Raw genomic sequence first — 12,278 nt, 5'->3', positions numbered from 1 at the left:
GACGGGAGGCCGGCAGTGCCGGAGCGTGGGGAACGCCCCTGGGGACAGCCGAATACGACGGCGCGGGTCGAGCACGAGGACGCGGGCCGGATGTGGCACATCACGCTGACCCTCGCCGGCAAGCCGGGTGACCCCGAGGACGTGCGGCGCGCGCTGGAACGACTCGCCCACGAACACCCCTTCCTGCTCGCCGGACGCTACGCGGCCGACCACGCCGAGGTGCGGTACTGGGAGGAGGCGCCCAACCTGCACGACGCCGCGGCGATCGCGCTTCGGTTGTGGGGCGAGCACCGGCAGAGCGCGGGACTGCCGCCGTGGGAACTGATCGGGCTGGAGGTGGTGGACCGCCCGACGTACCAGAAGCGGGCCGGCGCACCGGCTCCGCTGCCGGTGCAACCGGGCCGGGTGCAGCCCTTCTAGGCCCCTGGCGGCGAGCCTTGGTGGGGGCCACGCGCGCTTGGCATCGCGCCTCGTCGGCGGTCCCGGTCCGTGGCCCCCCGCGCCGTCGGCGAGCCGATCGGCGCCGGTCGTGCGCTCGGGCGTGGGCGAATAATGCGTGGCCCGAAAAACTCTCGCGCGTTAGCGTCGCGGAACAATGCGTACGTTTCCCGTCGCCGACCCAGGCGATCCCGATATCCGGTCGGCGGGCCGATACCTGATCTGGCTCGCCGCTCGTTGCCGCCGGACGATCACCATGGGCATCCTGTGGGCGTCGGTCTGGATGGTCGCGCAAGCCCTGATGCCCGCCGCGGTCGGCCGGGCGATCGACGCGATCGAGGCGCGCGACGAGCAGGGACTGCTCGGGTGGTCCGGCGCGCTGCTGGGCATCGCGATCCTGATCGGCTTCACCGGGATCATGCGACACCGCAACGCGGTCGCCAACTTCCTGGACGGCGCGTTCCGCACGATCCAACTGGTCACCCGGCACTCGTCCCGGCTCGGGGCCGCCCTCCAGCACCGGATCGCCTCCGGCGAGGTGGTCGGTGTGGGCACCTCGGACGTGGACGCGATCGGCGGCGTGCTCGACATCACCGCCCGCGGCTGCGCATCGGTCGTCACGCTCGGTGTGGTCGCCGTGGTGCTGCTGAACATGTCGGTGCCGCTGGGCCTGCTCGTCCTGATCGGCGTGCCGCTGCTGATGGGCCTGGTCTCGCTGCTGCTGCGTCCGCTGCACCGACGCCAGAACGCCTACCGCGACCTGCAGACCGGCTTGGCCGATCGGGCCGTGGACATCGCCTCCGGCCTGCGGGTGCTGCGCGGGATCGGCGGTGAGCGCACGTTCGGTGCCCGCTACCGGCGCGAGTCGCAACAGTTGCGGGCGGCCGGCGTACGCACCGCCCGGGTCGAATCCCTGCTGGAGGCCGCCCAGTTCCTGGTGCCGGGCTTCTTCGTCGCATTCGGTACCTGGCTGGCCGCCCGGTTCGCCCTCGACGGCCGGTTGACGATCGGTCAGATGGTGTCCTTCTACGGCTACGCGGCGTTCCTGACCGTGCCGCTGTCCACCATCACCGAGTTCGCCGACCGGGTGGTGCGCGGCCATGTCGCGGCCCGGCGGGTGACGCGCGTGCTCGCCCTGGAGCCGGAAGTGACGGAGACCGCCGAGCCGGTCGCGTGGCCGCCGCCGGGAGACCTGGTGGACCGGCGCTCGGGCCTGCTCGTCCGGCCCGGTGTGCTGCTCGGGATCGCCTGCGAGGACCCGCAGGAGGCACCCGCGCTGGCCGATCGGCTCGGGCGCTACCAGGAGGCCGACGTGCTCTATGCCGACGTACGGCTCGCCGACCTCGCGCTCGCCGACGTGCGGGAGCGGATCCTGGTCGGACATCACGACGCCGGGCTGTTCTCCGGGCCGCTGCGCCGCGAACTGACGCCGGGCGGCGGCGGAACGGGCGATCTGGCGACAGCGGTCGAGGTGGCCTGCGCCGACGACGTGATCGACGCTCTGGACGCGGGACTGGACACCGAGATCGCGGCGCGCGGCCGGGAGTTCTCCGGCGGGCAGGTGCAACGCCTGCGCCTGGTCCGGGCGTTGGTCGCCGACCCGCAGACGTTGGTGCTGATCGAACCCACCAGCGCGGTGGACGCGCACACCGAGGCGCGGATCGCCGCCCGGCTCGCCGCACACCGGCGAGGCCGCACCACGGTGGTCGCCACCACGAGTCCGCTCGTGCTGGACACCATGGACGAGGTCGCCTACGTCGAGGACGGCAAGGTCATGGCGGTCGGTCCGCACCGCGAACTGCTGGCGACCGAGCCGCGGTACGCCGCGCTGGTCACCCGGGTCGACGAGGACGACCGGGACGACCGGGACGACCGGGACGACCGGGACGACGAAGGCGACAACGACGACAACGACAACGACAACGACGACAAGGGTCACGAAAGCGAGGAGGTCGCGTGAGCGCGCGGGAACTGCTCCCGATCGCGCCGGCTGCCGAGGTCGGCCGGCACGCCGTGCGACTGTTGCGCGAGCGGCGCCGCGATCTGATCCTGACCGTCCTGTTCTACGCGCTCGCCGCGGTGGCCGGTCTGGTTGCGCCGCGGTTGCTCGGGGTGTTGATCGAGAAGGTCCGCGCGGACAGCCCGACCCGCACGATTGACCTGCTCGGCCTGGGCATCGCCGGTGCGCTGTTGCTCCAGGCGCTGATCGTGCGGCAGGCCGCGGTGGCCGCCGCACGGCTGGGCGAGGGACTGCTCGCGCAGGTCCGCGAGGAGTTCGTGGACCGGATTCTGGACCTGCCGCTGTCCACCGTCGAGCGGGCCGGCTCCGGCGACCTGCTCGGGCGGGCGAACCGCGACGTGGCCGCGATGTCCCGGTCGGCCCGGCGGGCGGTGCCGTCCGTGCTGGTCGCCGTGGTGACGATCGTGCTCACCTTCGCCGGACTACTGCTGCTCAATCCGCTGCTGGCGCTGCCGCTGTTGATCACGCTGCCGCTGCTGGTGCCGATCACGTACTGGTACCTGCGCCGCGCGCCGGCCGGCTACCTGCGCGAGAACGCGGCGTGGGCGCAGGTGACCGACTCACTGGCGGAGACGGTCGAGGGGGCGCGCACGGTCGAGGCGCTGCGGCTGGCGGACCGGCGCCGGCGGCGTGGCGACGAGGACGTCGCGCAGGCGTATGCGGCCGAGCGGTACACGCTGTGGTTGCGCACGATCTGGTTCCCGACGGTCGACTTCGGCTACGTGCTGCCGGTGGTGGCCACCACGGCCTTCGGCGGGTGGGCGTATCTGCACGGATGGGCCACGCTCGGCGAGGTGGCGACCGCGGTGCTGTACGTGCAGTTGATCATCGGGCCGATGGACGAGTTGCTGAACTGGCTGGACGAGGTGCAGATCTCGGCGGCTTCGCTGGCCCGGTTGCTGGGCGTGGCCGACGTGCCCTCCGACCGCGAGCCGACCGACGCCGAGCCGGTGGACGAGACGTTGACCGTGCGCGATGTGCGGTTCGCCTATGCGACGGGCCGCGAGGTGCTGCACGGCATCGACCTGACCATCCGGCCGGGGGAGCGGATCGCCGTGGTGGGCCCCAGCGGGGCCGGGAAGTCCACGCTGGGGCGGCTGCTGGCGGGGGTCAACGCGCCCACGTCCGGGAGCGTGACGGTGGGCGGGGTGCCACTGGTCGGTCTGCCGCTGGACGAGCTGCGCGGCCGGGTCGCGTTGGTGACGCAGGAGCACCACGTCTTCCGGGGCACACTGCGGGACAACCTGCTGCTGGCCCGCGAGGACGCCTCCGACGACGAGATGCGGGATGCGTTGCGGGCGGTCGACGCGGACTGGGTGGCGGCATTGCCTGCCGGCGTGGACACCCGAGTCGGGCCCAAGGGCCACGAGTTGACCGCGCCGCAGGCGCAACAGCTGGCGCTGGCCCGGCTGGTGCTGGCCGATCCGCACACGCTCGTGCTGGATGAGGCCACCTCGCTGATCGATCCGCGGGCGGCGCGGCATCTGGAGCGGTCGTTGGGTGCGGTCATCTCGGGGCGGACGGTGATTGCGATCGCGCACCGGTTGTATACGGCGCACGACGCGGATCGGGTTGCGGTGGTGGAGGACGGGCGGATCACCGAACTCGGCAGTCATCGGGAGTTGATTGCGGCCGACGGTGCCTATGCTGCGCTCTGGCGGTCCTGGCACGGGTGAGCCGATGGTGGGTTCGCCCCTTCGCCGGCGGGGCTGCTTGGCCTCAAGCGCCGGCCGGGCTGCTTCGCCTCAAGCGCCGGCGAGGCTGGGTGGCCTCAAGCGCCGGCCGGGCTGTTGGACCCGGCCTTCGGCCGAGGTGGCCTCAAGCGCCGGCCGGGCTGATTCGCCTCAAGCGCCGGCGGGGCTGATTTGGTCTCATGCGCCGGCCGGGCTGCTTGGTCTCGAGCGTCGGCTCGGCCGGCGTTTGGGGGTGGGGGTTTTGGGCGTTGGGTGGGTCAGGGGTTTTCGGTGGCCAGGGATGCGTGTTCTTCGCGGAGTCGGCGTTTGAGGATTTTGCCGCTCGGGTTTTTGGGGAGGGCGTCGGTCAGGACCACGTACTTGGGGACCTTGAAGCCGGCGAGGTGGGATCGGCAGTGTTCGGTCAGTTGTTCCGGGGTGATCTCTTCGCCGGGCTTCGGGACGACCACCGCGGTGACGGCCTCGATCCAGTACGGGTGCGGGACACCGAAGACGGCGGCCTCGGCGACGGCGGGGTGGGCGTGGATGACCTCCTCGACCTCGCGGCCCGCGACGTTTTCGCCACCGGTCTTGACCATGTCCTTCTTGCGGTCCACCACCGTGAGGTAGCCCTCGTCGTCGAGCACGCCCAGGTCACCGCTGTGGAACCAGCCGCCGCGGAACGCCTCGGCGGTGCGCTCGGGGTCGTTCCAGTAGCCCAGCATCGTGTGCGGGCCCCGGTGCACGATCTCGCCGACCACGCCGGGCGGCACCGGCCGGTCCTGCTCGTCGACCACGACGGTCTGTACGTTCAGCCCCGCGCGTCCGGCCGAGCCGGCCTTCCGCTCCTGCTCCTCCGGGCCCAGGATGGTGGCGACCGGCGACATCTCGGTCTGGCCGTAGAAGTTGTACAGCCGCAACCGCGGTAGCCGGCGGCGCAGTTCCGCCAGCACCTCGACCGGCATCGCGGCCGCGCCGTAGTAGCCCTTGCGCAGACTGGACAGGTCCCGCGTGTCGAAGTCGGGATGGCGCAGCAGCGCGATCCACACCGTGGGCGGGCAGAACAACTTGGTCACCCGCTCGCGCTCGACGGTGGCGAGCAGCGTGGCCGGGTCCGGCGCGGGCAGGATGATCGAGGTCGCGCCCAGGTAGACGTCCGGCGTCAGGAAGCAGTGCAGCTGCGCGCAGTGGTAGAGCGGCAGCGCGTGGATCTCCACGTCGTCCGCGGCCATCCCGCCGTCGATGATCGCGGTCGCGTACTGCGCGATCAGGTTGCGGCTGGTCATCACCGCGCCCTTGGGCCGGGACTCGGTGCCGGAGGTGTACATGATCTGCACCGGATCGTCGTCGTCCAAGTCGAGATCGGGCACCGGGCCGCCCTCGGCGAGCAGCGTCGCGAACGGCTCCCAGCCCGGGACGGCCGGGCCGAACACCACGCGCAGCGCCTCGCGGCCGGCCAGTGCGGCGTCGGCGGTGTCGGTCAGCTCGGGACCGGCCAGGACGGCGCGGGCGCCCGCGTGCTCCAGGACGTAGCCCACCTCGGGCGCGGTGAGCATGAAGTTGACCGGGACGGAGATCGCGCCGAGCCGGGCCAGCGCGAAGTAGGCCACCGCGAAGCCGTGCGAATTGCGGGAGAGCAGCACGACCCGGTCGCCCTTGCCGATGCCGCGCGCGGCGAGCGCACCGGCCGCGGCCGATACCGCGGCGTCGAACTCGGCGAAGGTCTGTCGCAGGTCGCCGGCCACGATCGCGAGCCGGTTCGGCAGCCGGGCGGCGGTGCGCGCGAGCAGGTCGGCGACGCCGTGCCGGCGGGCCTGTACAGCGGTCACGGATGGCTCCTTGCCTCTGTGCAGCACATGGAGGCGTCATTGTGTCCGGCACGGCCGCCGGGGGGAAGCGTCTCGCCCGCCGAAATCCTCGTGTTGATTACCGATCCGGCTAGGTAGGCTTGCCCACATGACCAGCAGCGAAGCCTCCGCAGTCCTCGACACCGCCCGTCGCGCCCGGGAGGCCGCCGCCGTCCTCGCGCCACTGTCCCGCCGGGCCAAGGACGACGCGCTCCTCGCGCTCGCCGACGCCCTCGTGGCCCGTTCGGCCGAGATCGTCCTCGCCAACACGGAGGACGTCGAGCGGGCCCGCGCCAACGGCACCGGCGAGGCGATGATCGACCGGCTGACCCTGACCGACGAGCGGATCGCCGCGATCGCCTCGGACGTGCGCGACGTGGTCGGTCTGCCGGACCCGGTCGGCGAGGTGCTGCGCGGCTCGACCCTGCCCAACGGTCTGGAGCTGCGCCAGGTGCGGGTGCCGCTCGGCGTGGTCGGGATCATCTACGAGGCCCGTCCCAACGTCACGGTGGACGGCGCCGCGCTGTGCCTGAAGTCGGGCAACGCGGTGCTGCTGCGCGGCTCCTCGTCGGCCTACCGCTCGAACACCGCGCTCGTCGCGGTGATGCGCGACGCGATCGTCGCGGCCGGCCTGCCCGCCGACGCGATCCAGTTGGTGCCGGGCGAGACGCACGACTCGGTGAAGGAGCTGATGACCGCGCGCGGCCTGGTGGACGTGCTGATCCCGCGCGGCGGGGCCGGTCTGATCCGCACCGTGGTCGAGGGTTCGACCGTGCCGGTGATCGAGACCGGCGTGGGCAACTGCCACGTCTACGTCGATGCGCAGACCGACCTGGAGATGGCGGTGAACATCCTGGTCAACTCCAAGGCGCACCGGGTCAGCGTGTGCAACTCGGCCGAGACGCTGCTCGTGCACCGGGACGCGGCGGAGGCCTTCGTGCCGCTCGCGCTGGCCGCCCTGAAGGACGCGGGCGTGACCGTGCACGGTGACGCCGCGGTGCAGGCGTTCTCGGCCGACGTGGTGCCCGCCACGGACGCCGACTGGGACACCGAATACCTCTCCTACGACATCGCCGCCGCCGTGGTGCCCTCGCTGCACGACGCGGTCGCACACATCCGCCGGCACAGCTCCGGCCACACCGAGGCGATCGTGACCACGTCGCAGGCCGCGGCCCGCGAGTTCGTCAGCCTGGTCGACTCGACCGCCGTCATGGTCAACGCGTCGACCCGGTTCACCGACGGCGGCCAGTTCGGCTTCGGTGCGGAGATCGGCATCTCGACGCAGAAGCTGCACGCCCGCGGGCCGATGGGTCTGCCCGAGCTGACCAGCACGAAGTACGTGGTCACCGGCGACGGTCATGTGCGTGCCTGATCCGGGAGCACCGGGACCGGGGTCGGCGGACCCGCGATCGGCCCGGATCGTGCACGGGCGCTCGACCGGTGCGATGAATCGGTACCCATCCGGGCGCCTGCGGTAATACTGTCTAGGAGTGCCCGAATCACCAGGGCCAGAGTTCCCGGACGGCCCAGACTTTCCCGAGTTCTCGGAGGATGAGCTCTCCTCCGTCGTTTTCGACGAGTCGTTCGTGCGCGCCGCCCGCGTGCACGAGCCCTCGGCGAACGAGCGTGGCGCGGCGATCGATGCTGCGCCGACACCCACCCCGGCCGCGCCCGAGCGGACCGACAAGAAGGCCGAACAGGCCGATCGTTCCGACTGGTTCGACGACGGGTATCCGGCGGACGGCGAGGACCCATGGCGGGCCCGGACCCTGTCCGGGCACGACCACGCGCCGCTGTCGGCGGACGTGCCCACCTGGTTCGCGAGCGAGCCGTGGACCCGATCCGCGCGGTCCACTCGTTGGCGGCGCGGGGTGGCCTGGGTGCTGGCGCTGCTGATGGGCGTCGGTGTGGTGGCGATCGCGGTGACCGCGTTCTACCGCAGCGGATCCTCCCAGGGCCCCACCACGCCCCGGCAGCCCTCGGTGGGCTCGGGCCGGAGTGCGACGACCGACAACAACCCGGTGTTCGCGCCGCTTCCGGGGCAGGACACGTCCCAGGTGCTGGTCACCGTGCCGCCTGCGGACCCCGGTGTGACGGACCGGTCCGTACCGGCCCCGTCGTTGCCCGGTTCGGCCCGTTCGGGGCCCGGCTGACCGGGCGCAACCCCCTGCCCGGGTGCATATCCACCCGCTCGTGGGCGACTTAGGCTGGGTGTATGTCCGGACGGGGAGTGCCCCCCGAAGGCCCGAACCGGGGTGGGCCCGACGGCGAGGACGAGTTCAGCGCCGTCGTATTCGACGCGACCTTCGTGCGCGCCGCGGGACTGCACGAGCCGTCGGCGCGGGAACGACTGCACGGAGGCAAGCGTCCGCATCGGCAGCGTCGGGTGTTCGGCGTACGGGTGCGCACGCTGCGCGGCGCGCTGGGCGCGTTGCTCGTGCTGCTGGTGATCGGCGGTGCGAGCTATCTGGGCGCGCGGCGGGCCGCCGCGCCCGGCCCGCGGGTGGAGATCGGCCCGGCGGTGCTGCACCGGGTCTCGCTGCTGCCCCCGGTGGGTTATGCGACGGGTGCGCTGCCCGCCGATCCGATGGCGGGTGGTCCGGCCGCCGGTTGGGCACAGGGCGCCGCCGGGATCGTCGTGGGCGAACGCCGTGCGACCGCACACTTCTCCGCCACCCGGGTCGGCCAAGCCCTGGACCTGGTGCGCGAGTTCGTGGTCGGCACCCAGCTCGACCCGACCGTGCTCGCGGGTGGCCGACCGTGGGCCGCACTGCCGCTGTTGCGATCGGAGCAGCGCGATCAACTCGAGGCGGCGCTGATCGCTCCGCGCGACGACGACACGTCGGCGCCCACCGGGTGGATCACCCGATTCGATCCGGCGGCGGTCAAGGTCCTGGACGCGCCGGTGAAGGTCGCGGGCACGCTCGCGGTCGCCGAGCACGCGCGCACCGACCTGGTGATCACCGCCGACGTGGTGTTCGTGTACGCGGTCGCCCAGGTCGGCGGGCCGGGCTGGACCCGATTCGTGCTGCACCGGGTGTGGGACTTCCATCTGGACCCGGCGATGTTGCGCGACGGGCTGCTCCAGGTCCGCCGGATCGTCACGCTGGCCGGGCCGCAGGCGTGCGACGCGGATACCTCGGTCTGGTTCCGGCCGGCCTTCACCGGCCCGGCACCGAGCGACGCGCCGCCGGCGGCCGAGCAGGTGGATCCGTTCCGCTCGGCCCCGACCGGCACGTGCGCCCGGTTGGCGGGCCCGCCCTGACGACCGGTCAGGCGCCGCCGCCGTGCGTCGAGGTCGCCCCCGGTTCCTCGCGGCGCCCGGTGAACCTGTCGCGGAGCTTGCCGCCCGCGTCCGCCGCGCCGTCGGCGAGGTCGCGCAGCAGCCCGAACAGCGGGTCGGTGGTGGTGCGTACCGATTCGCGGTAGGCGCTCGCCGAGGCCTTGGCCTCCTCGCGCACCGACGCGTTCGGGTCGTCCGCGCGACGCGGATACTCGCCCGCGATGATCCGTGCGTACTCCCCGCCGTCCGCCCACTTGCGCAGTTCGGCCACCCGGACCACCGGGAACGGGTGCGAACGCCCGAGCAGGTTCATCAACTTGAGCACGCTGTCGCGCAGGTCGCCGGCGCCCTCGTACTCGGCGGCCTGCTCCAGGAACGCGTCCGTGCTCATCTCGTGCAACTGCGAGCCGCCCGCCACCTTCATCAGCGCGCGCATCGACACCTCGGGGTCCTGGCCGACCAGGAGACCGGCTCGGTCGCAGGACAGTTCGGACTTGCGGAACCACTCCTGCAGCGCGGTGATGATCGCGTGCACACCCAGCGAACCGAGCGGGATCCCGGACAGCGCGGAGGCGAACCGGGTCAGGATCAGCAACATCGTGCGGTACACCGCGTGCCCGGACAGGATGTGCCCGGTCTCGTGCCCGATCACCGTGCGCATCTCGTCGTCGTCGAGCAACTCGACCAGGCCCGAGGTGACCACGATGAACGGCCTGTCCATGCCGATCGCCATCGCGTTCGGCTGCGGGTCCATGCTGACGTACAGCTCGGGCACGGCGGGCAGGTCCAGGATGTACGCGGCCTCGCGGACCATCTCGTGCAACCGGCGGAACTGCTGCTCGCTCGTGCGCACCGAGCCCGCGAGGAAGGCGAGCCGGATGGCCCGTTCGGACACCATGCCCGACATCTGCTTGAGCACCGTGTCGAACCCGCTGAGCCGGCGCATCGCCACCAGCGCGGTGCGGTCGGCGGGATGTTCGTACGCCCGGGAGGAGATCCCGGGGAAGCGCCTGCGCCCCTCGAAGGCCTCGATCGTCTTGTCGTCCGGCATTCCGTGCCCCCTTGCCTCGACCAACGTGCCTCCCACAGTAGGGCCCATCAACGCGGACCATCCGAGTCACGGGGAGTCGGGCGGCAGTTGGGGTGTGTGAGTCGGGCGCGCGAGGGTCGGGGGTGCCGACGCGCCGGGGCGGGTGAGGTCGCGTGGTCGGGTCGGCCGTGGTGAGGGCGGGGCCTGGACGCGCGATTCGTTGTGTGCGCCCGTACGATGTCGTGCGCACACGTCGGCAAAAACTACGCAAGGGCTGACCACGGATGACCCAGCACGCGACGACCGTCCTGACCACGCTGGCCGGCGAGAGCGGCAAGCACGACAACCTGAACCCGCTGGGCGCCGGCATCGGTGCGCTGGCCGTGCTTCTCGTCCTGCTGTTCGTGGTGACGCGGTACAACAAGGACCGCTGAGCACCCGTTGCCGAGGCCGGGCGCGGGCGTCCGGTTCGTCGATTCCTTCCCCCGCCGGCCGAGGCGGCCCTTTGCCGTCCCGGCACTTTGCCGTGCGCGTTAAGGTGACGCCAGATCAGGGGCGGCCGGGGGAGGACGCGATGCGCACATTCGCCATGGGCGAGAAGACGAAGCTGGACGATTCGGCCATCGGGGTGGAGTTCGAGGTCTCGGGCGAGGGCCTGGCCGCGTACTGCTTCAGCCTGGGCACGGCGGATCTGGATGTGGTCTGTACGGCCCGGCCCGCGTCGCTGACGAGCGCGGTCGCGCTGGTGGCGGGCGGCGCCGGAACGGCCGAGTTCCATGTGGACCTGTCCGCCGTGGACGACGCGGTGGACCGCCTGGTGTTCGCGATCGGCGCGCAGGAGCCCGGATTCGGCGCCGGGTCGCTGATCCGCCTGTCCGGCGCCGACGGCGAGATCGGACGCTTCGTGCTGCCGGTGGCGGATCTGACCCGCGAACGTGCGCTGATCCTGGCCGAGGTGTATCGGCGGGACGGCTGGCGGTTCGGCGCGGTCGGCCAGGGCTACGAGGCGGGCGTCGAGGAACTCGTCCGCGACCTGGGCGGGGATCCCGAACAGACGTTGATCGTGGCGGCGATACCGGCCGACGCGGAGCCGGTGCGCCCGTCGCCGGTGATCGCGAGGCCGGACGTGGCCGGTCCGGACCCGACGGCCGGGCACCCCGAGCCGCAGGCGAATCCCGAGCCCGCCGAGCCGATCGCCGCGGAGCGCGACGCCGAGCCGGCCGCGCCGTCGGAGTTGGTGCCGGAGACGGCATCGGGTGCGGAATCGGCCGCGGAGACGGCATCGGCGGCATCGGGTGCGAAACCGGGGGCGGAGGCGGACCGGGAACCGACGTCCCACACGGAACCGACGCGAGAGCCGGAACCGGAGCCGGAGCCGGAGTCCGGATCCGCCGCCGTCGAGGAGCCGTCCGCTCCCGCCGCCGTGTACGACGGTCGCGGTGACAAGGTGCTCTCGATCACCCGTCCGGTCGAAGTCGGCCCCTTCCTGGTCGAGTTGGAAGCCCGCGGCAGCGACAACTTCGTGGTGTGGACGCTGGATGCCGACCTGGAGACGGACAAGCTGCTGGCCAACGCGATCGGCGCCTACCGGGGCCGGGCCCTGGTGGACGAACGCGGCGGCCACACCTCGCGGCTGAAGATCGAGGCCGACGGCGAGTGGACCGTGCGACTGCTCGCTCCCGGGGCGGCCCGGGTGTTGACCGACCGGCTGACCGGCAGCGGCCCGGAGACGGTGCGCTGGACCGGCCCGCGCACGGTGCTCGCGATGACCCACGCGGGCGTCAGCAACTTCATCGTCGGCACCTTCGCCGAACACGGCGGGGACGAGGCCTACCTGGGCACTCTGGCCAACGCGATCGGCGACTACGAGGGTGAGTCGATCCTGCCCAAAGGCCCGTGCCTGATCGAACTCGAAGCCGACGGCGACTGGTCCCTGACCCCCGTCGCCGGCTGAGCCCAGCGGCATCGACACGCCACCGTTGGGGGT

The 12,278-nt window shown here is 72.2% G+C and carries 10 protein-coding genes; 8 read left to right on the top strand and 2 right to left on the bottom strand.

Annotated elements, in window-relative coordinates; genetic code table 11:
- The first annotated feature begins 15 nt into the window (after window positions 1-15).
- The 3 genes from ACFZBU_RS09495 (at window position 16) to ACFZBU_RS09485 (ending at window position 4,134) form a co-directional block, all read left to right on the top strand.
- The gene (locus ACFZBU_RS09495; protein WP_391582893.1) at window positions 16-420 is read left to right on the top strand and encodes a hypothetical protein; all 405 of its coding nucleotides are present in this window, start codon (window positions 16-18) and stop codon (window positions 418-420) included.
- Window positions 421-595: 175 nt separating this feature from the next.
- Window positions 596-2,398, top strand: a complete 1,803-nt coding sequence (locus ACFZBU_RS09490) for an ABC transporter transmembrane domain-containing protein (protein WP_391582892.1) — start codon at window positions 596-598, stop codon at window positions 2,396-2,398.
- Window positions 2,395-4,134 (top strand): ABC transporter ATP-binding protein, encoded by a 1,740-nt coding sequence (locus tag ACFZBU_RS09485; RefSeq protein ID WP_391582891.1) that lies wholly within the window; start codon window positions 2,395-2,397, stop codon window positions 4,132-4,134. Before ACFZBU_RS09490 ends, ACFZBU_RS09485 begins: the two co-directional genes overlap by 4 nt.
- Window positions 4,135-4,409: 275 nt before the next feature.
- On the opposite strand, the gene ACFZBU_RS09480 is transcribed toward ACFZBU_RS09485, so the two are convergent.
- The gene (locus ACFZBU_RS09480) at window positions 4,410-5,960 is read right to left on the bottom strand and encodes a fatty acyl-CoA synthetase (protein WP_391582890.1); all 1,551 of its coding nucleotides are present in this window, start codon (window positions 5,958-5,960) and stop codon (window positions 4,410-4,412) included.
- A gap of 127 nt (window positions 5,961-6,087) precedes the next feature.
- On the opposite strand from ACFZBU_RS09480, the gene ACFZBU_RS09475 reads away from it, so the two are divergent.
- The 3 genes from ACFZBU_RS09475 to ACFZBU_RS09465 all read left to right on the top strand — a co-directional run bounded on the left by ACFZBU_RS09475 (window position 6,088) and on the right by ACFZBU_RS09465 (window position 9,243).
- Entirely contained in the window at window positions 6,088-7,350 is a 1,263-nt protein-coding gene (locus ACFZBU_RS09475; protein ID WP_391582889.1) for a glutamate-5-semialdehyde dehydrogenase, read from the top strand.
- A 214-nt stretch (window positions 7,351-7,564) separates the two neighbouring features.
- Entirely contained in the window at window positions 7,565-8,131 is a 567-nt protein-coding gene (locus ACFZBU_RS09470) for a hypothetical protein (protein ID WP_391582888.1), read from the top strand.
- Window positions 8,132-8,193: 62 nt separating this feature from the next.
- Window positions 8,194-9,243, top strand: a complete 1,050-nt coding sequence (locus ACFZBU_RS09465) for a hypothetical protein (RefSeq protein WP_391582887.1) — start codon at window positions 8,194-8,196, stop codon at window positions 9,241-9,243.
- Between the two features lie 7 nt (window positions 9,244-9,250).
- Here the strand turns inward: ACFZBU_RS09465 and ACFZBU_RS09460 are convergent, their stop codons facing one another.
- On the bottom strand, window positions 9,251-10,312 hold the full coding sequence (locus ACFZBU_RS09460) for a M48 family metallopeptidase (protein WP_391582886.1): 1,062 nt from the start codon (window positions 10,310-10,312) through the stop codon (window positions 9,251-9,253).
- 263 nt (window positions 10,313-10,575) lie between these two features.
- On the opposite strand from ACFZBU_RS09460, the gene ACFZBU_RS09455 reads away from it, so the two are divergent.
- Both ACFZBU_RS09455 and ACFZBU_RS09450 read left to right on the top strand, forming a co-directional pair.
- The gene (locus ACFZBU_RS09455) at window positions 10,576-10,725 is read left to right on the top strand and encodes a hypothetical protein (protein WP_020549751.1); all 150 of its coding nucleotides are present in this window, start codon (window positions 10,576-10,578) and stop codon (window positions 10,723-10,725) included.
- Between the two features lie 140 nt (window positions 10,726-10,865).
- Entirely contained in the window at window positions 10,866-12,245 is a 1,380-nt protein-coding gene (locus ACFZBU_RS09450; protein ID WP_391582885.1) for a TerD family protein, read from the top strand.
- The last annotated feature ends 33 nt before the right edge of the window (window positions 12,246-12,278 follow it).

Source organism: Embleya sp. NPDC008237 (genome assembly GCF_042956465.1).
Taxonomy (GTDB): domain Bacteria; phylum Actinomycetota; class Actinomycetes; order Streptomycetales; family Streptomycetaceae; genus Embleya.
The sequence above is the reverse complement of the archived record's forward strand: the minus strand, read 5'-3'. Positions and strand labels throughout refer to the sequence as shown.